This window comes from Dermabacter jinjuensis, assembly GCF_902381725.1.
GTDB classification, from domain to species: Bacteria; Actinomycetota; Actinomycetes; order Actinomycetales; family Dermabacteraceae; genus Dermabacter; species Dermabacter hominis.
In genome coordinates, this window is the sequence record NZ_LR698963.1 from 1070265 (window position 1) to 1094825 (window position 24561).

A 24561-nucleotide genomic window follows, 5' to 3' on the forward strand; every position below is an offset into this window, starting at 1 on the left:
CGCGATAATGGGCAATATGAGCGAACGAGTTGATCACGTGAAGCCCATTCCCGCATCTTTGGTGAGCGCCGCCGCTCGCATCGGCGGCCCCGACGAGACGCTCACCGACGAGCAGATTTCGAGATTTGTCGCCGAGCAACTCGCGACAGCCGATCTCGATGGCAAGCGCGTGTGCGTGATCATTCCCGACGGCACCCGCTCCGTGCCGCTTCCTCGCGTGATGCCCGCCGTTCACAACGCGCTCACGAACCGCGCTTCGCACATCACGGTGCTCATTGCGCTCGGCACGCACGCCGCGATGAGCGAAGAGAGCATCGAGCGGATGCTCGGCGCCGAGCCTGGAAAGCTTAAAGACGCGTACCCCGCGTTCGAGATCCGCAACCACGAATGGGACAACGACGAGGAGATCGCCGACCTCGGTGAGATCGGTGCCGACACGATCGCCGAGCTCACGGGCGGGCTTCTCACGGATGTTCCCATGCGCGTGAACATCAATCGCCACGTCGTCGAAGCGGACGTCAACCTTATCGTCGGCCCCGTGTTCCCCCACGAAGTCGTGGGATTCTCTGGCGGCAATAAGTACTTCTTCCCCGGCTGCTCCGTGCACGACGTCATCGACATCTCGCACTGGGTGGGGGCGCTCATCACGGCGAGCCGCATCATCGGTGCGCTTGGCATCACGCCCGTGCGAGAGCTCATCGACGCGGCAAGTGCACGCATCGAGACGACCAAATACTGCCTCGCGATGGTCGTGCGCTCGGCGAGCAGTGACCTCCACGCGATGAGCTTCGGCAGCCCCGAGAGCGCCTGGGCCGCGTGCGCGCAGATTTCGGCTCACACGCACATCCGCTACGTTGAGGCGCCCTACAAGCGGATCGTCGCGATCATGCCGGAGATGTACGAGGACATCTGGACGGGCGCGAAGGGCTTCTACAAGCTCGAGCCGGTGTGTGCCGACGGTGGCCAGGTCATCATCTACGCCCCGCACATCACCGAGGTTGCCGCCATGCATCCGGGCCTTCGCGACATCGGCTACCACAACATCGAGTACTTCACGAAGCAGTGGGACCGCTTCAAGAACCACCCGTGGGGCGAACTCGCCCACTCGACGCACGTCACGGGCCTTGGCACGTACGACCCCGAGACCGGCGAGGAGAAGAACCGCGTGCGCCGCGCGTTTGCCACGCAGATTTCTCCCGACGTGTGCGCGGAATACAACGTTGAGTACGTGGATCCCGCCTCTCTCGACCTTGAGGCGCTGCGTAATGATCCCGACACCCTCGTCGTGGACCACGCGGGTGAAGTTCTGCACCGCCTCGCGAGCGAACGGCAGCCGCTGTGAGCACACCGCTCACAAGCGTGCCTCAGCTGACCGGAGACCTCGCCGCGCGGGCCGACGCTGCCATGGGCGAGCTCGCCCAGCATGAGCGCGTCGGTATCGCCTATTCCGGGGGAGTCGACTCCGCGACCCTCGCCGCGCTCGCACTGCGCGCCCTCGGGCCCGATCGAGTCGTGGCACTCCTCGGCGTCTCGCCCTCGCTTGCGCGGCGCGAGCGCCGGATCGCGCACGAGGTCGCAAAAACGATCGGCGTGCGCGTTCACGAGATAGAGACGCACGAGGGAGAGCGCCCCGAGTACGTGGCGAACGGCGTGGACCGGTGCTTCTTCTGCAAGGACGAACTGTTCACGCGGATCGATAGCGAGCTCCTTGATGAGCTTCGCCTCGACGCCGTGGCCTACGGCGAAAACGCCGACGACGCTAAACGGCCCGACCGTCCAGGCGCCAGCGCCGCAACGAACCATGCGGTGCTCAGGCCCCTCGCGAGCGCCGGCCTCACCAAAAGCGACGTGCGAGAAATTGCGCGTGCCCTCGGCGTCCCCGTTGCTGAGAAACCAGCCGCGCCGTGCCTCGCCTCGCGTATCCCGCACGGCGAGGAGGTCACACCCGCAAAACTCCGCCAGGTCGAGGACCTCGAGGATGCCGTTTTCGACCTCGGCTTCAGCGATTGCCGCGCGCGCCACCACGGCCGCGTCGCCCGCCTCGAATTGCCGCGAAACGAGCTCGCCCGCGCCGTGGAACCGGAGGTGCGGGCCGCCCTGGTCGCCGCCGGTAAAGCAGCAGGATTCGCCTACGTGAGTCTCGACCTCGACGGTCTCCAGTCGGGCGCGTTTACCCTCAGCATCATGAACGCGAAGGGAACGCTATGAGCGCGCACAAGGGGGCCGACGCCTCCCTCGCCAGCATCGCTAACCTCGATTTTGACCGCGCTAGCCGGCGCGGCGCACCCGAGGCGATTCTGTGCGACGCGAAAAGCACCGATCAGCTCGTGCGCATTGCCCGCGCGATCCGGCAGCGTGCACGCGACACGGGTACGGCGCCCACGCTTGCCACCCTGTTCACCCGCCTCGACACCGATAAAGCCGCCGAACTCGGCGAAGAATTGCCGGGCTTCTTCTTTGACGAAGAAGCGTCGATAGGGGCGTGGCCGGCGTCGGAACCGACCCCCACCGGCGGGCTCGTGACCATCGCATGCGCCGGCACGAGTGACCTCCCCGTCGCGCGCGAGGCGGAGCTGACCGCACGCTACCTGGGCCGGCCCACGCGGCTCATTCCCGATATTGGGATCGCGGGCCTACACCGGCTCCTTGAACGCTTGCCTGAGCTGCGTGAATCGGCGTGCATCATCGCCGTTGCGGGCATGGACGGAGCACTTCCCACCGTGATCGCCGGCCAGGTCGCGTGCCCCGTCGTCGCGCTGCCCACGTCCGTGGGCTACGGCGTTGCCGCAGGAGGCATCAGCGCAGCCCTCACGATGCTTTCAGCGTGTGCGCCCGGCATCGGGGTCGTCAACATCGACAACGGATACGGCGCGGGGCACCTCGCCGCGCAAATTGCACGGTGGGCGCCCCGCGATACCGAGTAGTGAGTGCGCGCACTCGCTAGGTGAGAACTCCGAACACGCCCGGCAGGAACAACGTGATCTGCGGGATGAACATGACGAGCAAAAGCCCGATCATGAGCGCGATAAAGAACGGCACGAGCGCCTTGATGACGGGTTCTACGCGCACCCCACCCACTTTCGAACCCACGAACAGCACATTGCCTACGGGCGGCGTGATCGTGCCGATGCACAGGTTGTACGTGATCATGAGACCGAAGTGGATCGGATCCACGCCAAGCTTTTCAGCGATAGGCAGGAAGATCGGCGTGAAGATCAGGATCGCGGGAGTAGGATCCATGAAAGTACCGACGATAAGCAGAACTGTCATCATGATGAGCAAGATGACAATCTTCGAATCGGCTAGGGATAGCAGTGCGTGCGCGACCGTCTCGGGGATCGTCGCGTAGCTGAGCGCCCAGCCGAGCGCAGAGGAAACCGAAACGAGCAACATGACCACTGCTGTCGTGCGGGCCGAGGCCGCAAGGATTCCCGGCAGGTCTTTGAGGTGTAGCTCCCGGTAAATGAGGCCGAGCACGAAACAGTAAGCGACCGCGATCACCGCAGACTCTGTTGCCGTGAAAATGCCGGCAAGCAAACCGCCCACGACAATCACGATCATCAGAATCGCCGGCAGGGCCCTCACAAGCGTCATACAGGCCACCGCAAAAGGAACGCGTTCTTGGGCGCCGCGCAATTCGGTGCGTCGCCGCGCGGCAAGAAGAATGACTGCGACGCACGCGAGCACCCACACGATCCCGGGGCCGTAGCCCGCAACAAATAGCGCGGCGACTGATGTCGAGGACACGAGGGAGTACACGATCAGAGTGTTCGACGGCGGGATGAGCATGCCCGACGGTGCAGAGGCCACATTGACGGCCGCAGCGAAAGCCGGGTCATACCCTTCGCGGCGCTGACGAGGATTCATCGTCGTACCAACGGCAGCTGCCGACGCCACGGCGGCCCCCGAAACCGAACCGAAAAGCGCATTCGCGACCACATTCGTGTGTGCGAGGGAGCCCGGCAAACGGCCCACGAGAACTTTTGCCGCATCGATCAGGCGCGTGGCAATGCCGCCACTATTCATAAGGTTGCCGGCGAGAACGAAGAACGGGATTGCGAGCAACGTGAACGAACTCGAACCCGTAAACATTCGCTGCGCCGCAACGAACACAGCGGAGTCGGCATCGAGCACAGCGATCAGCGCAATCACCGACGGCAATCCGATAGCGACGGCGATAGGAGCGCCGATGAGAATGAGAAAAGCGATGCCAAGAACGAGAATCGAACCGGCGAGCATTGCGGGATCCACGGCTCACACCTCCGTCGTGTCGATCGAGCCACCGACGCTTCGGTGCGCTGAATGGGGGCCCGCATCTGCGCTCTGACGAGGAATCGCAGGGGCGGGGATGCCGTCGGAAGCCTGGGGCTCGAGCGATGCGAGCACACCGTGCTTTGACGCGTCAATGAGGTCCATGATGGCTACGACAACGACGATCACGCCGCACATGGGAAGCGCGAGGTACATGTGGCCGATCGTGACCGGCAATCCTGGGATCGTCTGGGTCCACGTCAGCCCTACGCCGCGGATGCCGCCCCACACGAGGCCGAGTCCGGCGAAGAGTGCGATCGCGACCTCCACCAGAACCGCGAGAATCTTTTGCACGGCGGGCGGTGCAAGGCGAGACACGATATCGACGGCCACGTGCCCGCGCTCCGCAAACACGAACGCCATCGAGAACAACGTGAGCCACACGAGCATGTACTGCGCGACGGTTGTTGACCAAGTCGAGGGCTGGCCGAGGAGTTGGCGTGCGATCACCTGCCACAACACCACGAGGACGAGCACCGCGAAGATGGCGATGCTGATCCACTTGAGAACCTCGATGATGCAGCGGCGAACTGAGGATGTAGGAGCATTGGTTCGGGTAGGGGCGCTTGCGGTACTCACTTCGACGCTCCCTTCGCTGATTGGTGTTCGCGGATTTTCGTATAGAGCTCTTCATCCTCGGAGTTCGAGAGGAACTGTTCGGCCACCGAGTCGATTGCCGGGCCGAACGCCGAGGGATCGATCTCGTGGATTGTCGAGCCGGCTTCTTTCATCGTGTCGATGGCCTTTTCGGTCTCGGTGTTCCAGAGCTCAACGAAATAGTCTTGCGCTTTGGTGAAGCAGCTCAGGAATGCTTCGCGATCCTGAACACTCATCTTCGTGAGCGTGTTTTCGCCGGCGACGATGTAGTCGAGACCCACGAGGTGGTTCGTGAGCGTGAAGTGCTTCGCGACCTCATAGTGGCGCTGCGTCACGTAGCTAATCTCATTGTTTTCCGCGCCATCGAGCACGCCTGCCTGGAGGGCGGTATACACCTCGCCGTAGGCCATCGGCGTGGGGGAGGCCCCCATTGCACGCATGAGCGCGATGAAAACATCGGACTCCTGTACGCGGATCTTCTTGCCTTTGAGGTCGTCAGGGGAAGCGACGGGAGTATTCGTGTACAGGTGACGTGATCCCTGTGTAAAACCGCCAAGGACACGGATGTTCTTTGACTCCACAAGTGACTCGAAGAGCTCGCCCACGATCGACTCGTCCTTGAGAACAGCCGCCTGATGGTCGCTATCGGTAAAGACGCCGGGCAGGTTGAGTGGGCGGAAACGAAGAGACAGGTTTTCCATCTGAGGGCTTGAAATGGCGGCCATATCCACGGCGCCATCGGCCACGAGCTGAACGACTTCCTGCTGGGCACCGAGGCTCTCGTTCGCATACACTCGCGCGCCCCAACGGCCATTCGTGGCTTCTTCAAGAAGTTCACTGAATTTCGTGAGCGCGATGTAGCTCGGGTGCGTTTCCGTTTGATTGAGGGATATGGAAAGAACGTGATCTGTGCTCACGCTACCTTCCGCCCCTCCGCACGCCGCAAGCATGCTGGCTGCGCCGGCTGCTGCTGCAAAGCCGAGAACAGACCGCCGAGAAACGGCGAGGGAGGGGCGACGGTGACGTCCATCCACCCCTGTAAAAGGGTGCATTGAAGCCATATAAATCTCCTTTGATTTCACACGCTGCTCGTTGGCTAACAGCTATAGAAGCCCCATCGCGCCCGGGAGCCACAGGGATAGCGTGGGCACGAACGTGACGACGAGCAGCATGAGGAATAGTGCTGCGAGGTACGGCAGGAGCCTCGGGATGACCTTCTCGATCGTCGTGCCCGCGAGGCTCGTGCCGATGAAGAGCACCGAGCCGACGGGCGGGGTCATCGTGCCGATGCACATGTTGAACACGAGCACCACGCCGAAGTGGACCGGGTCCATGCCGATGCCTTCCGCGATGGGGAGGAAGATCGGCGTGAAGATCAAGATCGCGGGCGTGATGTCCATGAACGTGCCAACGACGATGAGGACGATGTTGATCAGCAGGAGGATCACGATCGGGTTGTCGGAAACACCGAGGAGAAGCTCGCTAATCGCTTGCGGCATGCCCGTGTAGGCCATGACCCAACTCATCGCCGAGCTCGCGGCGATCAGCAGGAGGATCACGCCGGTCGTGCCGATCGTGCGGGCCATGATCGCCTTGATATCGCTCCACGTGAGGCTGCGGTACAGGAGCGAAAGGATGAGGCAGTACGCGACGGCGATGCCCGCACCTTCGGTCGCGGTGAAGATGCCCGCGACGATGCCACCGACGACGATGACGATGAGCAGAAGCGCCGGAATGGCTTCGAGGATGGTCTTACCGGCCTGCGCGGCGCTCACGTGTCCCGAGGTCGGGTACTTTTTGCGGATCGCATACACGAGCGCAACCGCGATCACGGTCAGGCCCATGAGGATGCCCGGCACCGCACCGGCCATGAACAGCGCCGCGATGGAGGTACCGCCCGCGATCATCGAGTACACGATGAAGGCCGTGGTCGGAGGAATGAGCAGGCCCGAGGGGGCCGACGCGATATTCGCTGCTGCGGTGAACGCGGGGTCGTAGCCACGCTCGCGCTGCTGCTTGCTCATGGTGCCGCCGATTGCGGCTGCCGCGGCGACCGCCGAACCGGAAAGGGCGCCGAACAGCATGTTGCCCACGATGTTCGTGTGCACGAGCGAGCCGGGAACACGGCCCGTGACGAGTTCGGCGAGCGCGATGAGGCGCTTGGCGATACCGCCGTTGTTCATGATGTTGCCCGCAAGAATGAACAGTGGGATTGCGAGCAGCGTGAACGACTCGAGGCCCGTGTTCATCTTCTGCATGACGACGAAGATGGCCTGGTCGGGCGGCAGAATCATGAGGATGCTCGCGAACGCGGCAACGGAAATGCCAATGGCGATGGGCACGCCAACCGCGAGCAGGAGGAAGAAGGTGCCAAACAGGAGCAGGGTGACCGTCATGGTGCTCATGCGCGGGCCTCCTTAGTCTCGGTGGGGATATCTGCGGCGGCTTCGGCCACGAGCGTCTCGTCGTCGGCGCCAAGGTCGGTGTCGGGCAGGGTTTCGCCCGTGACGTCCTCCCAAAGGTTGATGATCTGAGCGAGCACCATGAAGACGCCGCCGACGGGGGCCGCGCCATAGGAGAGGCCACGAGGGATCTGGAGGATCGCGGATGGCGCATCCAGGGAGACGAGCGTGAGCTGCGTACCGCCCCACACGATCACGATCGCCGCAAAGGCGAGCGCGAGTGCGTCGACGAGGATCATGACGATGCGCTTTCCAGCCTCGGGGAGGCGGTCGCGGAAGAATACGAGAGCCATGTGCTTGCGGTTGACGAACGCGTATGCGCCGCACAAGAAGCAGGCCCACATGAGCGAAACGGTGACGAGTTCCTCGGTCCAATCGGCAGGATCCGAAAGAACGTAGCGCGTGAACACCTGGATGATCACGAGGAGCGCCATGGCAGCGAGTAGAACGCCGGCGATCACGAACAGGGCGAGAGTGATGCCCTTCTTGAGCTTGAGCATGGTGTCGTACATGGCCTTTACGCCCCCTTGCGTGCGTGCTCAATGGCGTCGAGCACGGTGCTCACGCCGTCGTACTTGTCAACAAACTCGGGAACGATGCCCGAGGTAAGCTCGCGGAACGGCTCGCGGTCCACGTCCTTCACAAATGTGACTCCCATGGCTTCAGCATCCGTGATGGCCGTGGTGATCGCCTCACTCCAAATGGTCTTGTGCTGCTCGGTGGAGGCAACCGCCGCTTCGCTGAGGACTTTTTGGTGATCGGCATCGAGGAGCTTCCACGTTGCCTCACTGAACGAGAGGACGTCGGGAATCATGGTGTGCTCGGTGTAGGTAAAGACCTTCGCGACCTCGCCGTGCGCGGAGTCGGTCAGGGCGGTCTCATTCGATTCGGCGCCGTCCACGAGACCCGTTTGGAGGCCCGTGTAGATTTCGCCGAACGGCAGGATGAGCGGTGTGCCGCCGAGCTTGCTGATGAGTTCGGTTTGGGAACGGAAGTTCTGCACGCGGATCTTGAAGCCGCGCAGGTCGTCTGGCGTTTCGATCGCCTTGTCGACCGTGTAAAACGACCGCGCACCCGAGGTGTAGTAGGTGAGCGTGCGAAAGCCGTCCTCCGTGCTCGAATCGAAGAAGGTGCGCATGTCACCCGAATCCATCGCGCGATAGTAGTGCTCCTCGTCGTCGAAGAGGAACGGCAAGCCAAAGGCGTTGTAGCCGGAGGAGTACGGGGCGATCGACGGTGCCGCGCAGCGCACGATGTCGACGACACCGCGGCTCAGCTGTTCGATCGACTCGGTCTCGCTTCCGAGTACGCCGTTGCCGAACACCTCGATGCCGATGTCTCCGTTCGAGCGTTTATTGACCTCGTCGACGAAAATTTCGAGGGCCTTCGAGGTGGGGTGTTTGTCGCCCAGCGTGTGGGCCATGCGCAGTTTGACCTTGCCGTCCTTCGTGAACTTTCCGGATGAGCATCCGGCGAGCGCAGCGGCGGACAGCGCGGCGGCCCCGAGGCCGAGCGCCGATCGTCGTGTCATGCGACGAGTCATGTTGCCTCCTTGCAACGGTCGAGGGGAGGGGATTTACATGCCGATCATGTCGAATTGTTCGAACGAGACCACGATCGTGTGTTCGCTCGAATCCCATGGGGTTTTAATGCGGACGGTGGACGTTTCGAGATCGTAGAGCCACACGGTGGCCTGCGAGTCGAAGTCGCTCGGGTGCAGGGCGTGCGGGATCTGCTCGCCGTCGATGCTCACCCAGAAGGGTGCCTGGCCGTGGGAAATGGCCTGGAGTTCGAGCGTCGTGATGCGGGTGTCGAGGTCTCCTTCGTGGGTGAAGGTATAGACGGCTCGGTCACCGGCGGTCATGGTCACTGTTGTCGAAGAATAACGCCCGCGCGTGTAGTCCATGCTCACGCCGTCGTCTTCATAGAGCGTGAACTGGCCGTCGCGTCCCGGCGCGGTGACGAGTGTGAGGGCGTCGACCGTTTCGGTCGACACGCTCATGTGGTCCTCGCTTGCGAGCGGGACGATGCCACCTTCACGCACGAACGTGGGGATCGAGGCGAGCGTGACGGGGATGTCGTAGCTGCGCCCACCTTCGTAGCGTTCGCGGGTGGCAAGGTCGTAGAACGTTTCGTTCGCGGGGAACGTGACGGTTTTCGAGTCGGCGCCCTTGTCGACGACGTTCGCGATGAACAGCGAATCGCCGAGCATGTAGTTCACGCTCTCGTCCCACACCGCGGGATCGTGCTGGAAGGCACTCACGAGCGGTTCCGCGATTGGAAGTCCCGTGCGGTGCGCGCGCTCCATGAGCGAGTACAGGTACGGGAACAGGCGGTAGCGCAGTTGGATCGCCTCTCGCACGAGAGGAGTGAGGCTCGGGTACATCCACGGCTCTGTCACCGTGTTGTCGCTGTTGACGGAGTGGATCGAGAAGCGCGGCTGGAAGATACCGTTTTGAACCCACCGCACGAACAGTTCCCCCTCGGGCGCGGGGCCGTGGAAGCCACCGATATCGCCGCCCTGGTTAGCAACGCCCGACAAGCTCATGCCGAGCATTGTCGCGATGTTGCCCTTGAGGGTTTCCCAGCACGTGTGGTTATCGCCCGACCACGTTTGCGCGAATCGCTGGATTCCCGCGTAGCCCGCGCGGCACACGATGAAGGGGCGCGCGTTCGGGTGTGCTTTTCCGATCGCGTCGGCGGTCAGCGAGCACATAATGTTTGCCATGATCGAGCGCGCCTCGGCGAGGGGAGCACCGTAGCCGTCAAAATCGCAGCGGGCATCCTCGTCAACGATCGAGTCATACTCGCAGTTATCGTTCCAAATTGACGCCGTGCCGAAGTCGAGCATGTTTTCGGTGAGGTCTTTTTCCCAGCGCTCGCGGGCCTTGGGGTTCGTGAAGTCAACGAGGTGGCCGGGGCCGCCCCACCAGCGCGCGGGTGCCGGCTCATCCGACTCGGAGGCGCGCACGAACACGCCGTCCTCGATCAGCTCGGGCATGCGCGGGTGGACGTTCAGCACGCCGGGCTTGACGTTTGGGGAGACGACAATGCCGCGCCGCTTCGACTCGGCGAAAAACGCGGCCGGGTCCTTGAAGCGTTCCGTGTTCCACGTGAGTACGCAGCGCTTGAGGCCCTCGTCGGTTTCCTGCTGGCAAAAGCCCGAGGAGAGCTGGAAGCCGTCCATCGGGATGTTTTCACGCCGTGCGTGATCGTAGAAGTTGAGGATTGCGTCGTCTGCATCCTTCGGCAGCTCGGGGTAGTACATCGAGCTGCCGAGGTAGCCGAGCGCGGCGGCGGGAAGCATCGCCGAGGTTCCCGTGAGGAGCGTGTAGCGAGTCACGACCTCGCGGACGCTCGGGCCGGCAATGAGGAACAGATCAATATCTCCGCCGTCGGTGCGGTAGGTCGAATGGGCGGGCCAATAGTTCGAGTGGGAGCGGCCCATGTCAAAATCGCACGCGAACGTGTTGTGGTAGAAGTATCCGACGGCTGCCCCGCTCACCTCGTTCGCCTTGATGTAGAACGGGATGTGCTTATAGAGGGAATCGGCCCTCTCAGCGTCGTAGCCGAGGCAGTCCTGGGCGCGCATCGTCATGAACGACTTCGCCTTGTTGAACTCGCCGGTTTTTTCGCCGAATCCGTAGAAGTGGTCGCCCGCGGCAATTTCGCTCGTGTGGATGCGCCGCTGATTGCGGTCCAGTCGGTACCCGCGATCGATGAGATCGGCGTGGAGGAGGGTGCCGTCGGAATCGTAAACCCGGAGGCGGAAGGGCTCCCGGTCGATCTCGATCCTTAAGCGCTCCCCTCGCACGGTCACGGTGGGAGAATCGGGGTCGTTATCGAGGGTGAGGGGGGAGGGTGCGAGTCGGGTGCGTTTGGCGCCCATGTAGTCGTCGAGTTCATCGTGCCAGGCCGTGGTGACGAGGCTGTAGGACGCCTCGCGGAATGCGCCGTCATCGGTAAAGCCCGCGCGGATGCGAAGAATCTCGGGTGTGACGGCAAGCAGACGAATGGGGGCGGCATCCGTGTGGAGGGTGACGGTGGCTCCTTCCTGTGTGCTGGAAAGGAGCGTGGTGGCGTATCGCATCTTCGGGATCCCTAGTCGCGGCGGCATCGTTGATTCCTGACTCGATCAGGGTTGCACATATCGCGGCGTTGTGCAACCGGTTGCCGTCGCGCTGGCCTCGGGGGTAGTCTCGACGTGACTGCACAGGACAACGACGTCGTCGAGAGCTCAAAATGCCGAACGAACACCCCGCACCACCGCGCCGCACACCCGCGCGTCGCGTCACGATCTACGACATCGCGAAGCACGTGGGAGTGAGCGCCTCTACCGCTTCGCGTGCCCTTCACAAACCCGGCCGCGTCAGCAAAGCCACCGAAGAGCGCGTCAAGGAGGCAGCAGCAACGCTCGGCTACCGCGCAAACCCCGCCGCTCGTGCCCTTCCCACGGGCCGCACTGGAACCATCGCACTGCTCGTTGCCGACATCACGAACCCCGTGTCATTCGAGATTGTTCGCGGCGCCGAACGCGAGGCAGAAAAGGACGGCTACGTACTCGTCACGTCCGAGTTTCGCGAGGACCACGTGAAGGAAGCCTCGCGTGCCCGCTCCCTCGCGCCTTCGGTTGACGGTTTCGTTCTCGCCAGCTCCCGTTTGGACGACGACGCGATTGCGACAATCGCGGCTCTCAATCCCGTGGTCACGATCAATCGCGAGTCGCCGTCGGCCTTTTCAGTCCTTGCGGATCACGAGCCAGCCCTGCGAGAACTCGTGCGAATCCTCGCCGCAGAGGGGCACGACCGCCTTTGCTACCTCGGAGGCCCCGAGAGCTCGTGGACGAACGCGAAGCGCTGGGCGGTCATCGAAGCCGCTGCCCGCGACGAGCAGATCGAGGCCCTCACGATCGGCCCGAACCGCCCCACCCGCGAAGCGGGGCAGCGCGCTCTCGACGCGGTGCGGGATACGGGTGCGAGCGCCGTGATCGCCTACAACGACATCATGGCGATTGGCCTGCTCACCGCCGCACGAGACGCTGATCTTCGCATTCCCGAGGACTTTTCGATCGCCGGCATCGACGACATTTTCGGCTCCGACTTCACCTGTCCGCCGCTCACCACAATCGCCGCACCGCTCGAAGACATGGGCGCCGCAGCCATCCGCCACGTTCACGCCGCGCTCAGCGGCGAGCGCGATCGTGGAACCGATAGGTACCCCACGCAGCTACTCATGCGAGGCTCCGTCGGCCCCGCACCCCAACCGAAAGGGAGAAAGTGACAGTGACGCTCGACCTCAACCCCGACCGACTCTTTCCCGCCGACCCCGAAACGCGCGCCCTCGCACGCGAAATCTATGCCGAGGTGAAGGACCTCCCAATCCTTTCCCCGCACGGACACGTGGACCCGCGCCTCCTTCTCGACAACGAGCCGTTCGCGGACCCCACCACCCTGTTCCTCACCTTCGACCACTACGTGTTCCGTATGCTCCACGCGAACGGCGTCAACCTCCGCGATGTAGGCGTGGGCACCGCCGATCCTGTCGATCCGCGCGAGGCCTGGCGTATTCTCTGCGCGAACTGGCACGTCCTCGAGGGAACCGCGAGCGGCTACTGGCTCACGGATGAATTCGTGTCGCTCTTCGGCATCGACGAGGAACCTAGCGCGCAAAGCGCCGATCGGCTCTACGACCAGATCGCCGAGAAACTCGCGACCGAAGAGTTCCGCCCGCGTGCCCTTTTCGCGCGGTTCAAGATCGCCTTCCTCGCGACGACCGACGACCCGCTCGACGACCTCGAGGCCCACGCCGAACTCACGCGCCTGCACGAGGCCGGCGAGCTCTACGGCCGCGTCGTTCCCACATGGCGCCCCGACCGCTTCCTCGACCCGAACAAACCCGGCTTCACCGAGGCCGCGACCGCGCTCGCGGACAGCGTGGGCGGCGACCCGCGCTCGCTTACGGACTACCTGCGCGCCCTCAAGGCCTCGCGCGAACGCTTCATCAAGGCCGGCGCGATCTCCGCCGACCACGGAGTGCCGACCCCGTACACGATCGACCTCGACGACGACGCACTCGAGGCGCTCCTCGTGAAAGCGGTCGATGGGACGGCGAGCGAGGCCGAGAAGCGCGACTTTACGGGCGCGATGCTCGTGCGCTGCGCCCAGATGAGTGTCGAAGACGGCCTCGTCATGACGCTGCACCCAAGCGTGTTCCGCAACCATTCGACGGCGACGTTCGAGCGGTTCGGTCCCGACACCGGCCACGACATTCCCGAGCAGATCGAATACACGCGCAACATTCGCCCGCTTCTCGAAAAGGTGGGGCTTGAGGAGGGCTTCCACCTCGTGCTTTTCGGTATCGACGAAACGATGTATTCACGCGAAGTTGCCCCGCTCGCAGGCTTTTATCCGAGCGTGTTCATCGGCGCCCCCTGGTGGTTCATCGATGCGCCCGACGCGATCATTCGCTTCCGTTCGGCGATCACCGAAACCGCGGGATTCACGCGGGGTTCCGGTTTCATCGACGATACGCGCGCGTTCCTCTCCATTCCTACGCGCCACGACATGGCGCGCCGCTGCGACGCGGCGTTCCTCGCGCGCTACGTCATGGAGGGGCGCCTTCCCAAGTCGAGCGCGCTACGGATCATCCGCGAGCTCACAGTTGACCAGCCCGCGCGAGTCTTCAAACTCGAATCGATGCTTTCGAAGGGAGAGAAGTGATGACTGTTCTCAGCCGCGACGCCGATCTCACTGCCAAGGGCGGCCTCGAGCCGCGCCCCGTGCGTATTGTCCACTTGGGCCTCGGAGCGTTCTTCCGCGCCCATCAGGCGTGGTACACGAGCGAGGTGGATGACGACGGCGAATGGGGATTCTCCGCCTACACGGGCCGTAGCCCCCGCGCCGCAGAGGAACTCTCGGCCCAGGACTGCCTGTACACGCTCATCGTGCGCGGGGCCGAAGGCGATGATGCGCAGGTCATGTCGGTCATTTCCGAGGCGCACGCGGCGAACGACCTCGAAGGTTTGTGCGCAGACCTACGCTCGCCCGACGTCTCGCTCGTGACCCTCACCGTCACCGAGGCCGGGTACGGCACCGACGCGAAGGGTGCGCTCGACCGCGCCAACGACGCGGTCGCGGCAGATCTGAAAGCGCTTGAGGAGTATGCCGCGGGCACGGCCGGCGAAGGGGAGTCCGACGCCCGCCTGCCCCAGCTCGAGACCGCCCTCGCGCGTCTCGTGCTCGGCCTCGACGCGCGCCGCCGCTCGGGAGCCGGCGCGATCACGATCGTGCCGTGCGACAACCTCCCCGGCAACGGCCCGCTCACGCGCGGCGTGATCAATGAATACGCGGCGTGCCTTGGCGCCGAGGCCGCGACGTGGATCAAGGACAACGTGTCGGTGACCTCCACCTCGATCGACCGGATCACCCCGAAGGCGACAGACGCCGATCGGGCAACGGCGCAGGAGCTCACGGGCCTCGAGGACGCCTCTCCGGTCGTCACCGAGCCTTTTGCCTCGTGGATTATCGAGGGCGAGTTCGTGGGCGACCGTCCCGCCTGGGAGAAGGCCGGGGCGATCTTCACAGATGATCTCGAGCCATACGAAAACCGCAAGCTGTGGCTTCTCAACGGTGCGCACACTCTGCTCGCGAACGCCGCCGTGAATCGCGGCTACGAGACCGTCGCCGAAGCGATTGGTGATCGAGAGGTGCGAGCAGAGGTCGAGGCGCTGTGGGATGAGGCCTCGCGCTACCTCCCCGACTTTGTGGAGGCGAATGCCTACCGTGAGGCTCTTCTCGAGCGCTTCGAGAATCCCCACATCAAGCATCTGCTGTCGCAAATTGGCAACGATTCGCTCGCGAAGCTCCGCATCCGCATCCTGCCGATTGCTCTCAAGGAACTCGAGGCGGGGCGCGGCGCCACTGGTGCCGTGCCCGCGATCGCCGGATGGATTCGCCGCCAGCGCGATGGTGTTGCCTCACCCGATGCGCAACAGAGCGCGATCGATGAGGCCAGGGCGAAGACCGGCGACGGGGGCGTGGAGCGCGCCCTCCTTGAGCTTCTCGAGCCAGAGCTCATGAACTACTCGGAGTTTGTGGAGCGCGTGATCGAGGCGGCCTAAAGCTTCCCGGCCGGTGGCGCGCTCGCGATGAGGGTGGAGAAAGGGAGCAGAGAAGGCGGCTAGCAAGGTTCGGCGATGATCGCGACGCGGCTGCCACCGGCCCGCGTGGCGATGAGCGTCGCCGCGCGCGGTGCGCGCCGATCAAGCTTGAGCTCGCTCCTGAACCTTGCCGGATCGATATCCATGCCGCGCTTTTTCACCTCGAGCGTGCCCACCTCGAGCTCGCGCAGCCTGGCCGCGATCTTCTTGGTCGTGAACGGCATGACCTCGCGCACGCGAAACGCCCGCGCGAGAGGCGAATCGAGAGCCGCTCGCGAGGCATCATCGCTGCTCAGGTAGGCGATCGAGTCGTCAATCGTGTGTGCGCCAATCTTTCGCGCGAGCGTCCCCAGAAGGCCCGCGCGAATCACCGCGCCATCGGGCTCCCACAGGTACGCCCCATTCGAGCCCACGGGAGGGTTGCGCAGCTCGGCCTCATCGTTCGAATCGGGCACGAGTTGGGCCGGGCGACCGTCGGAACCGAGCACGAGGGCTGAGCGCGCGATCACGGCGCCCTCAGCGAGGGCCCCGACGGGTCCGACGGTTGCCTCGCTCGGCACCGCGAGCGCACCCTCGCCGACGCGCCTGGCGAGCGGGCCGAAGTACATGCACGCCTCGAGAACCTGGCCGCGCCAACTGACCCACTGCGTCTCCGTGCCCGGCACGAGGTGCTCGTGATCGATCGCGGGGGCGAGCTTTGCCCCCACTGCGCCAACCTCATCGGCTACCGCGCGAACGAAGGAGAGCGGCGGCGTGGCCTCCTCGGGGTCGTGAATGCGCGCCGTGCGGCCGCGGCGGCTCTCGCGGCGTGCGGGGTCGAACCACGCGCCGTCGAGGTGTGAAAAATCGACGTCCTCGGCCCGACCAAGCGTGATGCGCGCATTCGGAAAGGGTCGCACGTTCACCGTTGCGAGTGCCGCCGTTTCCTCATCGCAGTCCACGCCCAGAACTTCGAGGCCGAGGGCCGCCTTTGCGATCGTGTCCCCACCAAGCCCGCAGCCAAGATCCGCCACGCTCTGCACGCCCGCGTCGCGAAACCGCGCCGCGTGATGAGCCGCCACCTCGAGGCGCGTGGCCTGCTCCAGCCCGTGCGCAGTGAACAGCATGCTCGAGGCGAAATCGCCAAACTTGTCGCGGGCCTTCGCGCGAAGACGTGACTGGGTGAGGGCCGCCGCGATGAGTTCGGGGGAGTGGCCTTCGCCGCGCAATCGCTGCGAGAGCGCAAGAGAGCCCTCCTCGGAATACTCGGGAAGCGAGTCGAGGAGGGCCATGCCCTCGGGCGTGAGGAGCTGCGAAAGACCGTAAGAACTCATGCCCTCAAGGCTACGCGACGGGCTACTTGAGCGAGCCCGCGCTCAAACCACCAACGATGCGGCGCTGGAACACGAGCACCATGATGATGAGAGGAACCGTCACGATCACGCCCGCCGCCATCTTCGTGCCGTAGGGAGTGTCGAACTGCGAAATGCCCGTGAACTTCGAGATTGCGACGTTCGCGGTCTGCATCGCGGGGTCGTTGACCATCGTGAGAGCGATGAGAAACTCGTTCCACGCGGCGATGAAGGTGATGATCGCCGTCGTGAAGATGCCCGGTGTCGCGAGCGGGAGGATGACCCTCACGAACGCGCCGATACGGGTGGTGCCATCGACCATCGCCGCCTGTTCGAGCTCCACGGGAAGCTGACGGAAGAACGCGTTGAGGTTCCACACGGCAAGGGGGAGCGCGAAACTAATCGTTGGCAGGATCATCGCCTGGTAGGTGTTGATCCAGTTGATCGGCGCCCAATCGTAACCGCCACTAAACAGCTTCAAGAGGGGAACAACGAGCGTGATCACGGGGAACATCGACGTCGCGACGATCGCGAACATCACGAGGACTTTGCCCCAGAAGTCGAGGCGCGCAAGCGCGTATGCGCCCGCCGTCCCGAGCAACAGCACGAGGAGGGTGGTGCCGCCCGCGACAACAAGCGAGTTGAGAAGTGCTCGTGCGAAGTTGTTGGAGGGATCGAATACGGCCTTGTAGTTCTCGATCGAGATCGGATTCGGGATCAGATCGGTCGAGCGGCCCATGCTCGGGAGTCGCAAGGAGCTCACGAGCATCCAGTAGAACGGCGCGAGGCAGTACACGAGGATGAACGCGACACCGAGACCGACGATAATCTTGGCGCCAGTGTTGCCCTTGTGCTTCTTGGGCGTGACGGGCGTGCGCGGCGTCTCGTTTTCGGATGCAGTGTGGGTGGCGGCGGTGCTCACGGCATGCTCCCCTCGGTCACGGTGGTGTTTTTACTGGCAACCAGGCTCGGCCGCTTCTTGTTCTTCTTCGGTTTCTTCTTGGCGCTGTCCCCGAGTACATCGGCCCCAAGCACCTTGATGAAGACGAAGGCTACGAGGCAGATGTAGCAGAACAGCACAATCGAATACGAGGATGCCATGCCGTAGTTGGTCTTGGTTGCGGCATCTTGCGCAAGCATCGAGAGGGTCTGGCCAGACTTAAGCCGGCCGAGCATCACGTACGGCAGATCGAACATGCGCATGGCGTCGAGCATGCGGAACAAAACGGCCACGACGAGCACGGGGCGGATCATGGGAAGCGTAATGCGCCAGAAGGTTTGCCAGCGATTCGCGCCATCGACCTTCGCCGCCTCGTAAATCTGCTCGTCGATAGTCTGGAGCCCCGCGAGGGTCAACAGACCAATGTACGGGGCGGTCTTCCAAATATCAGCGATGAGCACCGCGGCCTTCGCTTGCCACCCCTCGGTGGTCCACAGCACCTGGTGCTGGATCAGCTTGTTCGCAATGCCGTTCGCGTCAAAAATGAGCTGCCACATGAGGGCCGAGACAACCGTCGGAATGGCCCACGGGACAAGAATCGACGCGCGGATGAGGCCCGTGGCACGCATCGCACGGGCCATGATGAGGGCCATGGCAACGCCGAGAACGGTCTCGATGCTGACGCCAATAATCGTGAAGAGCGTGGTGTTCCAAAAGGCATTCCAGAACCCGGCGCCCGCGCCGACTGACGTGAAGGCGTCCATGTAGTTCTTGAAGCCCACGAAGGTATCGCCCTGTTGAATGAAGCCCGTCTCGGGGTCAATCCCACCGTTGGCGACGAAGAAGGACTGCCACACGGAGAGCACGAGAGGGAAGCCCACGACGACCGCCAGAAGGACAAGCGTGGGCAAGAGGAGTAGATAGGCGAGGCGACCTTCGCCTTTCGAGATGTCGGAGCGAGACATGCAGCGTTCCCTTCAAAGGGTTGAAAGCGGATCGGGCCCGCGGCACTGTGATGAGCGCCGCGGGCCCGATTCATAGCGTTTAGGCCTGAAGTTCCTCGAGGGTCTTCTGGAGTTCGTCGAGCGAAGCGTCGACCTCCTTCTCGCCCGAGAGGACGCTGTAGGTGGCCTCTTGGATCGCCTGCGTGACATCGCCGTACTTGACGGCTTGCGGGCGCGACGTGCCCTTGTCAATCGCTTCCTTGAGCGTCGTGAAGAACGGGTATTTCTCGAGAACGTCGGCATCCTCGTACACCGCGGCGTTGGCCGGAGCCTGCGAGGTCGCGAGAGTCCATTCCTTCTGCTGAGCTTCCTCGACCATGAAGGCGATGAAGTCGATTGCGGTGCCCATATTCTTGCCGAACGCCGAAATCGCGTAGTTCAAACCACCGAGTGCCGCTGAGCCCTCTGCGCTGCCGATCCCCGGGACTGGGCAGACGTCGAACTTGCCGTTGATCTTCGACGAGCCATCTTCAGCATTCGCGAGATCCCACACGTACGGCCAGTTCTGGAGGAAGGCAAGGCGACCGTCCTGGAAGGCCTGGCGGCTTTCCTCTTCCTTGTAGGTGAGGGCCTCTTCGGGGATGAACTTCTTGTCGAAGCCGTCCTTGACCGCCTTGAGGCCAGCCTTCGCCTCATTGGAGTTTGCCTGGGGCTTGCCTTCCTTGTCGAACAGGTCTTTGCCCGCGGACTTCGCGAGGCCCGTGAGCTGCACCGTGATGCCTTCGTACTTCGAGTACTGCGAGCCGAAACCGAGGGTGTCCTTGCCCTCTTCGGTTCCGCGGATCGCTTCGATCATCTGGTACATCTCCTCGAAGCTCTTGGGCGGCTCGTTCGAGCCAGCCGCCTGGAGGAGGTCCTTGCGGTAGAAGAGGAGCTCGGCGTTCGTCGTGTAGGGCACGGCGTAGAGCTTGTCGAAATACTTAGCCGTATCCACGGTCGAGGGAATGAGCTTATCGAGCTTGAACTTATCCTCGGGAAGCTCGACCACCCACTGCTGGGCAGCGAACTCGGCCGTCCACACGACGTCGAGGCCGAGCACGGTGTAGGCATCGGACTTCGCCTGTGCGTTATTGATGAACTGCGAGCGCTGCTCATCAGCCGATTCGGGAAGCTCGACGAGCGTCACCTTTTCATCGGCGTGGTCCTTGTTCCACTTCTCGAGGAATTCCTTGAGCTTGCCGGAGGTGTCTTTACCGGTCGCGAAGGTGATCGGACCGCGCTCGTCAAAATTGCCCTTGGCGCCGCTCGCGCCGCCGGCTTTCGAATTGTCATTGGAACACGCAGCGAGACCGGCGACAGCAGCACCAGCTGCGGTGGCCGCGAGGACTGAACGACGGCTGGGGTTAAACATTGGGGATCCTTCCACTCTTATCCGAAAGCAGCGTTGCATCCGGGCCCGGGCAACGTTACTCCGGGTGTGCTCCCATTGTAGGGCACGTGAGGCATGCATCACGTATCGGTCAACCACCACTGGCGCGTTCGCGAGCGTGTACGTTGGTGAGCAATGATCCCGCTGCCACGAAAGATGTCGATATGCACGTGAGCCTCGACGAATGGCGCGCGCGAGTGACTGCACTCGCCGCCCTTGCGCCCGACCATACCGAAGACGCCCCGCTCGCGGGGGCGCTTGGCAGGAGGCTCGCCGAACCCCTGACCGCCCGTATCCCCGCCCCGCAGTTCCGCATGAGCGCAATGGATGGGTTTGCCGTGAGTACGCGCGAACTCGGGTTGGGAGAGGGAGCGGCCGACGCTTGCTCCGCTCAACTCGAGGTCACGTGCGACATCTCTGCTGGCAGGGCAGTCGTCGGAAAACGCCGCCCGGGAACTGCCGCGCGCATCATGACGGGCGGCCTGCTGCCCGATGACCTCGATGTCGTGATCCCGGTCGAGTTCACGGATGCCGACCCCACGGCGGATCGCGCCCCCGCGCGCATTACCCTCGCGATTGCCGAGGCCGAACGCACCAAGGCATTCGCGCCGGGTCGCCACATTCGCGAGGTCGGCGAGGAAATTCCCGAGGGCGATATGCTCGCGCGCTCCGGCGACATCGTGACCCCCGAGCTGATCGGGATCGCGCTCTCGGTGGGGGTGACGCATGCGCGACTGACGAAGCCGCGTAGGGTCGCGATCATCATGACGGGCGACGAGCTCGTGACCGACTTGCGAGGAGATGCGGGTGCGCGGCGCGGCGCCGTGCTCGAATCAAACGGGCCGATGCTCGAGGCGGCATGCGCGCGCTTCGGCGCTGAGGCAAGCATCCATCACGTCGGTGATGATCCCGCAGAACTCATTGGACTCGCGCGCTCCATCGCACCGCGGCACGACCTCATCGTGACGACGGGTGGTGTCGGCTCTGGCGCGCGCGACGTTGTGAAAGCGGCATTCGGCGAGGGCTTCGGCGCCACGCCAGGCCTCAACTGTTCCATCTTCGAACACCTCGCGATGCGCCCCGGAGGGCCGCAAGGCGTGGGGCGACTGCCCGTCGACCATGCCGAAGGCAGTGCCATGATCCCCATGGTGCACCTTCCCGGAACCCCCGTCGGCGCCTTCACGGCGTTCCACCTCTTCGTCGCGCCACTGCTCGGCGCGCCCTCGCAACCCATCACCCTCCCGCTCGAGAACGTGCGCCGCAACGATAGCCCCCTCAAGGCCGGCGCAACCGTGAAACCCGCCCACCTCTCGATCGAGCACGGGCGCGTGATCGCAACCCAGTGCGAGGGCCCGCGCCTTCGCCCGTTCGCTGAAGCGAACGCACTTCTCATTCTCGAACGCGACCGCGCACGCGTCCTCTCGCTCGGCGGGAGCCTCGGTAGTCGATAGGCGATAATGGGTACGACCCCAAGTGAAGGAGATGCACTCATGAGCCCCAAGGCCGACGATCCGGCAATGATCGAAGCCCTTCAGCGTTTTATCGACGCCTCCGCCGAGGATTCCGGCTTCACCCCGACCTTCACCGAGGACGACCGCGACCTTATCCTTTCTCTTACGGGCGTTGCCGCCCACACCGTCGTGCGCCCCGCGGGGCCCTTCGCGGCAATGGCGGTCGGCTACCTCGTGGGTAGCGGCCGCGCGAAAACGTGGGCCGATGCTCACGACCAGGTGAAACGCTTCGTGCGCGCTTACATCGGCGATCCCGTCGAAGGCGACCAGTGACGCCCAACTTCGATACCGAAGGCGAAAAACCCATCTCTCTGCGTCCCGCGAGCGCACTGTGGATTCCCGCTCTCACGTGGGCGATCATCGCGTTCCTCCTGGCCGATGCCATCCTCAAAAACCGTTGGGACACCGTCCTCCAGTTCGGTCCGTGGCTCGCGCTCGCCGCCTCTCTCGTGTGGCTCGTCCTGTTCTCACCCGCGACCCTCGTCTACCAACGTGGCGTGGTCATCCGCAACGTTTTTCACGAGTACAGCGCGCCCTACGGCGCAATCGACCACATCGGCCTTGGCGCCATGGTCTCGATCCGTGCCCGTACAGAAAGTGGCACGACCCGTACCATTACCGCTTGGAACGCTCCGGGAATTGGGCGCGATAAACCTGCCGACGCCCACGTGCGAATCTCCGGCCGCGACCGGCGCGTGGGCCGCCAGCACATCGGCCCCGCCGAACGCCTGCGCAACGATCAGGAACGCTCACCCTCGCGTGTTCTCGTGAGCGCGTGGGAGGCATGGCAGATCGCGCACCACAAGGATTCCGACGCCAGCTCGATCTTCGCGACTGTCCAGTCCCACGTGAGGATCATCCCCCTCGCGATCCCGGTTGCCTTCCTCATCCTCGGGGTGCTGACCTGGGCCCTCTAGCGTCGGCCCCCTCGATCGCGCGCATACGAAACGGGCCGGGCCTCACCCTCCTCGAAAACCCGTGGAGAGCGAAACCCGGCCCGTAGCCGGAAAACCGATCAGGCCTTCTTGCCCACGGCCGTCCAGTCCGTCGTCTCGAACTGCGCAGCGCCAACGTTCACGAAGCCCTCGGTGAGGCCAATGATCGTCGGCGTCGCGTAGAACGGAAGCACCGTAAACGCGCCAAACTGCTCCTTCGAGAACTTGTTGGCGATCTCCACGCGCTTGCTCGGGTCAAGCTCCGAGTGAAGCTCCTTGTTGAGCCCCTCGAGGCTCTCCGGCGCGAAGCCCGTGAAGTTCTGACCCGAATCCTTGAGGAACACGTTCGTGCCCGACTGCTCCGCAAAGAGCGTGCCGCGCCACCCGAACGAGACCGCAGCAAAGCTGCCCGGGATCACGTAATCATCAAAGTACTTGTCGGCCGGAACGGTCTGAAGGTCAACCTTGAAGCCTACGGCGTTGAGGTTCGTCATGATCTGGCGTGCACGATCCTCGCTCGACTTCGTCTCCGCCGGAATGATGAGCGAGAACGCGAGCGGCTTGCCGTCCTTCTCGTACACATCGCCATTCTTCTTGTAACCGGCTTCCTCGAGGAGCTTCGCGGACGCCTCCGGATCGAACTTCAGGTCGCCGAAGGAATCTTCGTAACCCTCCTGACCAGGCATGTAAATGTAGTTGTTCACGAGGATCACGGGCGACTCGAGCGGCTCCATGACCGCACGAGCCACGGCGTTGCGGTCGATGCCGCGGAAAATCGCCTCACGAACCTTCGCGTCACCGAACGCGCCGTCAGCGCCACCCACGTTGAGCGTGAGGTGCGACCACGAAAGGCCGTTCGACTTCTGAATCACGGCATCCTTGCGGCCCTTCGCCTGACCGTAGGTATCGCCATCGGAAATATCGATGTAGTCGAGCTCGCCGTTCACGAACGCCTGCGCCTGGTTCTGCTGGGTCGTCACCTTGAAGATGATCGACTCGAGCTTCGGGGCACGGCCCCACCACTTGTCATTGCGCTTGACGGTGATCACGCCGCCGGTCGCGTCGATGTTGTCAATCGCGAACGGGCCGCGCGTGAGGGTCGGTTCGGTCGACAGGCCGTTAAACGCCTCGGGCGTTGCCGTGACTGCCTTCGGCAGGCTCGGGTAGAGGTAGATGTTCCAGAACGGGAACGTCTCCGCGTACTCGATCTCCGCCTCGAAGTCGTTGATCTTGCGGATCTCTTTGATCGAGCTCCAGCCGGTCGTCGAAGCGGTCTGGTACTTGTCGTTTTCCCCGTTCTGGGCCTTCTGCTGAGAAATCAGGTCATCGACCGTCACGGGCGTACCGTCGCTCCACACGGCCTTCTCATTGAACTTCACGGTGACGATCTGCGGATCCTCGCTCGTCAGCTCAGCCGACTTGATGTAGTCGGGATCAGGCTTGGCTTCGCCGTTTTCGGAAGCCTTGAGCGGGGTCTCCGGGCAGACGGTCTCCATGATCGCGGAGAGAGAAACCTCGTTGCCGTCGATGTGGCTTTGGTTCCAGTTCGCGGGAACCTGGGCAATGGCGATCGTGAAGGTGCCGCCGTCGGCGACCTGATCGTAGTCAACGCGCTCCCACGCGGTCGACGGCAGCTTCATCTGCTCCTCGACAGCCTTGTCGTTAGCGGCGTTTGCCTGCTGTGCCTGTTCCTCCGCGCTCTTTTGCGAGCACGCCGTGAGGGCTGCGGCAGCGCCGGTGAGCGCGGTGCCCTGGAGGAAGAGACGACGGGTGCTAGTGAAAGCCATGATGGCCTTTCTCGAGAGGGGGTAATTCCACGTTAATGTTATCCACGTTTCATCGGTATCTCGGACATAAGGCCTGCTGAGAGGGCTATTTGTGGGGTAACGAACATTGGAAATGAACAAAAGTGACCCCGCTTTTGCGCGTAGGCACAAAAGCGG

General features: G+C 63.5%; 21 protein-coding genes. 9 read left to right on the forward strand and 12 right to left on the reverse strand.

All coding sequences use genetic code 11. The features are described 5' to 3' along the window. The first annotated feature begins 7 nt into the window (after positions 1-7). Genes FXY94_RS04630 through larB form a run of 3 tightly spaced genes read left to right on the forward strand, consistent with a single transcriptional unit; the run spans position 8 to position 2924 of the window. On the forward strand, positions 8-1342 hold the full coding sequence (locus tag FXY94_RS04630) for a lactate racemase domain-containing protein (protein WP_016663859.1): 1335 nt from the start codon (positions 8-10) through the stop codon (positions 1340-1342). Then, positions 1339-2208: an ATP-dependent sacrificial sulfur transferase LarE gene (gene larE, locus FXY94_RS04635; protein ID WP_016663860.1), complete on the forward strand. Its 870-nt coding sequence runs from the start codon at positions 1339-1341 to the stop codon at positions 2206-2208. The genes FXY94_RS04630 and larE overlap by 4 nt, the downstream gene beginning before the upstream one ends. Continuing rightward, the gene (larB, locus tag FXY94_RS04640; RefSeq protein ID WP_016663861.1) at positions 2205-2924 is read left to right on the forward strand and encodes a nickel pincer cofactor biosynthesis protein LarB; all 720 of its coding nucleotides are present in this window, start codon (positions 2205-2207) and stop codon (positions 2922-2924) included. The genes larE and larB overlap by 4 nt, the downstream gene beginning before the upstream one ends. Before the next feature lie 16 nt (positions 2925-2940). Here larB and FXY94_RS04645 read toward each other — a convergent pair whose 3' ends face one another. From FXY94_RS04645 to FXY94_RS04675, 7 genes are read right to left on the reverse strand one after another with little or no spacing between them, the layout of a single operon-like run. Further along, on the reverse strand, positions 2941-4251 hold the full coding sequence (locus FXY94_RS04645; RefSeq protein ID WP_016663862.1) for a TRAP transporter large permease: 1311 nt from the start codon (positions 4249-4251) through the stop codon (positions 2941-2943). 3 nt (positions 4252-4254) lie between these two features. Then, the gene (locus tag FXY94_RS04650; protein WP_016663863.1) at positions 4255-4890 is read right to left on the reverse strand and encodes a TRAP transporter small permease; all 636 of its coding nucleotides are present in this window, start codon (positions 4888-4890) and stop codon (positions 4255-4257) included. Next, positions 4887-5969 carry a TRAP transporter substrate-binding protein gene (locus tag FXY94_RS04655; RefSeq protein WP_016663864.1) on the reverse strand — a complete coding sequence of 361 codons (1083 nt, stop codon included), beginning with the start codon at positions 5967-5969 and terminating at the stop codon, positions 4887-4889. Before FXY94_RS04655 ends, FXY94_RS04650 begins: the two co-directional genes overlap by 4 nt. Before the next feature lie 42 nt (positions 5970-6011). Next, positions 6012-7313 (reverse strand): TRAP transporter large permease, encoded by a 1302-nt coding sequence (locus tag FXY94_RS04660; RefSeq protein WP_016663865.1) that lies wholly within the window; start codon positions 7311-7313, stop codon positions 6012-6014. Continuing rightward, the gene (locus FXY94_RS04665; RefSeq protein WP_016663866.1) at positions 7310-7882 is read right to left on the reverse strand and encodes a TRAP transporter small permease; all 573 of its coding nucleotides are present in this window, start codon (positions 7880-7882) and stop codon (positions 7310-7312) included. The genes FXY94_RS04660 and FXY94_RS04665 overlap by 4 nt, the downstream gene beginning before the upstream one ends. 5 nt (positions 7883-7887) lie before the next feature. Continuing rightward, positions 7888-8913 (reverse strand): TRAP transporter substrate-binding protein, encoded by a 1026-nt coding sequence (locus tag FXY94_RS04670; protein ID WP_016663867.1) that lies wholly within the window; start codon positions 8911-8913, stop codon positions 7888-7890. A gap of 33 nt (positions 8914-8946) precedes the next feature. Then, complete coding sequence (locus FXY94_RS04675) at positions 8947-11460, reverse strand: glycoside hydrolase family 31 protein (protein WP_040386459.1); 2514 nt, start codon at positions 11458-11460, stop codon at positions 8947-8949. 152 nt (positions 11461-11612) lie between these two features. Here FXY94_RS04675 and FXY94_RS04680 point away from each other — a divergent pair, with 152 nt between their 5' ends. The 3 genes from FXY94_RS04680 to FXY94_RS04690 are packed head-to-tail and all read left to right on the forward strand — an operon-like array spanning position 11613 to position 15489. Then, the gene (locus FXY94_RS04680) at positions 11613-12650 is read left to right on the forward strand and encodes a LacI family DNA-binding transcriptional regulator (protein WP_016663869.1); all 1038 of its coding nucleotides are present in this window, start codon (positions 11613-11615) and stop codon (positions 12648-12650) included. Positions 12651-12652: 2 nt separating this feature from the next. Next, the gene (uxaC, locus tag FXY94_RS04685; RefSeq protein WP_016663870.1) at positions 12653-14089 is read left to right on the forward strand and encodes a glucuronate isomerase; all 1437 of its coding nucleotides are present in this window, start codon (positions 12653-12655) and stop codon (positions 14087-14089) included. Further along, entirely contained in the window at positions 14089-15489 is a 1401-nt protein-coding gene (locus FXY94_RS04690; RefSeq protein WP_016663871.1) for a mannitol dehydrogenase family protein, read from the forward strand. Before uxaC ends, FXY94_RS04690 begins: the two co-directional genes overlap by 1 nt. A 59-nt stretch (positions 15490-15548) precedes the next feature. Here the strand turns inward: FXY94_RS04690 and FXY94_RS04695 are convergent, their stop codons facing one another. The 4 genes from FXY94_RS04695 to FXY94_RS04710 all read right to left on the reverse strand — a co-directional run bounded on the left by FXY94_RS04695 (position 15549) and on the right by FXY94_RS04710 (position 20154). Continuing rightward, positions 15549-16841 carry a class I SAM-dependent methyltransferase gene (locus FXY94_RS04695; protein ID WP_016663872.1) on the reverse strand — a complete coding sequence of 431 codons (1293 nt, stop codon included), beginning with the start codon at positions 16839-16841 and terminating at the stop codon, positions 15549-15551. Between the two features lie 22 nt (positions 16842-16863). Next, on the reverse strand, positions 16864-17781 hold the full coding sequence (locus tag FXY94_RS04700; protein WP_016663873.1) for a carbohydrate ABC transporter permease: 918 nt from the start codon (positions 17779-17781) through the stop codon (positions 16864-16866). Further along, complete coding sequence (locus FXY94_RS04705) at positions 17778-18764, reverse strand: carbohydrate ABC transporter permease (protein WP_016663874.1); 987 nt, start codon at positions 18762-18764, stop codon at positions 17778-17780. The genes FXY94_RS04700 and FXY94_RS04705 overlap by 4 nt, the downstream gene beginning before the upstream one ends. Positions 18765-18843: 79 nt before the next feature. Continuing rightward, on the reverse strand, positions 18844-20154 hold the full coding sequence (locus FXY94_RS04710; RefSeq protein WP_016663875.1) for an ABC transporter substrate-binding protein: 1311 nt from the start codon (positions 20152-20154) through the stop codon (positions 18844-18846). 146 nt (positions 20155-20300) lie between these two features. On the opposite strand from FXY94_RS04710, the gene FXY94_RS04715 reads away from it, so the two are divergent. The 3 genes from FXY94_RS04715 to FXY94_RS04725 are packed head-to-tail and all read left to right on the forward strand — an operon-like array spanning position 20301 to position 22600. Continuing rightward, positions 20301-21623 (forward strand): molybdopterin molybdotransferase MoeA, encoded by a 1323-nt coding sequence (locus FXY94_RS04715; protein WP_016663876.1) that lies wholly within the window; start codon positions 20301-20303, stop codon positions 21621-21623. Between the two features lie 39 nt (positions 21624-21662). Continuing rightward, positions 21663-21956 carry a DUF6457 domain-containing protein gene (locus FXY94_RS04720; protein WP_016663877.1) on the forward strand — a complete coding sequence of 98 codons (294 nt, stop codon included), beginning with the start codon at positions 21663-21665 and terminating at the stop codon, positions 21954-21956. Continuing rightward, positions 21953-22600, forward strand: a complete 648-nt coding sequence (locus FXY94_RS04725) for a hypothetical protein (RefSeq protein ID WP_016663878.1) — start codon at positions 21953-21955, stop codon at positions 22598-22600. Before FXY94_RS04720 ends, FXY94_RS04725 begins: the two co-directional genes overlap by 4 nt. Positions 22601-22698: 98 nt before the next feature. Here FXY94_RS04725 and FXY94_RS04730 read toward each other — a convergent pair whose 3' ends face one another. Continuing rightward, positions 22699-24405: an ABC transporter family substrate-binding protein gene (locus FXY94_RS04730; RefSeq protein WP_016663879.1), complete on the reverse strand. Its 1707-nt coding sequence runs from the start codon at positions 24403-24405 to the stop codon at positions 22699-22701. Positions 24406-24561 lie beyond the last annotated feature (156 nt).

Coding starts and splice junctions, on each gene's coding strand:
- FXY94_RS04630 (WP_016663859.1), top strand. CDS start 8: ATGGGCAATATGAGCGAACGAGTTGATCACGTGAAGCCCATTCCCGCA.
- larB (WP_016663861.1), top strand. CDS start 2,205: ATGAGCGCGCACAAGGGGGCCGACGCCTCCCTCGCCAGCATCGCTAAC.
- FXY94_RS04655 (WP_016663864.1), bottom strand. CDS start 5,969: ATGGCTTCAATGCACCCTTTTACAGGGGTGGATGGACGTCACCGTCGC.
- FXY94_RS04660 (WP_016663865.1), bottom strand. CDS start 7,313: ATGAGCACCATGACGGTCACCCTGCTCCTGTTTGGCACCTTCTTCCTC.
- FXY94_RS04665 (WP_016663866.1), bottom strand. CDS start 7,882: ATGTACGACACCATGCTCAAGCTCAAGAAGGGCATCACTCTCGCCCTG.
- FXY94_RS04670 (WP_016663867.1), bottom strand. CDS start 8,913: ATGACTCGTCGCATGACACGACGATCGGCGCTCGGCCTCGGGGCCGCC.
- FXY94_RS04675 (WP_040386459.1), bottom strand. CDS start 11,460: ATGCGATACGCCACCACGCTCCTTTCCAGCACACAGGAAGGAGCCACC.
- FXY94_RS04680 (WP_016663869.1), top strand. CDS start 11,613: ATGCCGAACGAACACCCCGCACCACCGCGCCGCACACCCGCGCGTCGC.
- FXY94_RS04690 (WP_016663871.1), top strand. CDS start 14,089: ATGACTGTTCTCAGCCGCGACGCCGATCTCACTGCCAAGGGCGGCCTC.
- FXY94_RS04695 (WP_016663872.1), bottom strand. CDS start 16,841: ATGAGTTCTTACGGTCTTTCGCAGCTCCTCACGCCCGAGGGCATGGCC.
- FXY94_RS04705 (WP_016663874.1), bottom strand. CDS start 18,764: ATGTCTCGCTCCGACATCTCGAAAGGCGAAGGTCGCCTCGCCTATCTA.
- FXY94_RS04710 (WP_016663875.1), bottom strand. CDS start 20,154: ATGTTTAACCCCAGCCGTCGTTCAGTCCTCGCGGCCACCGCAGCTGGT.
- FXY94_RS04720 (WP_016663877.1), top strand. CDS start 21,663: ATGAGCCCCAAGGCCGACGATCCGGCAATGATCGAAGCCCTTCAGCGT.
- FXY94_RS04730 (WP_016663879.1), bottom strand. CDS start 24,405: ATGGCTTTCACTAGCACCCGTCGTCTCTTCCTCCAGGGCACCGCGCTC.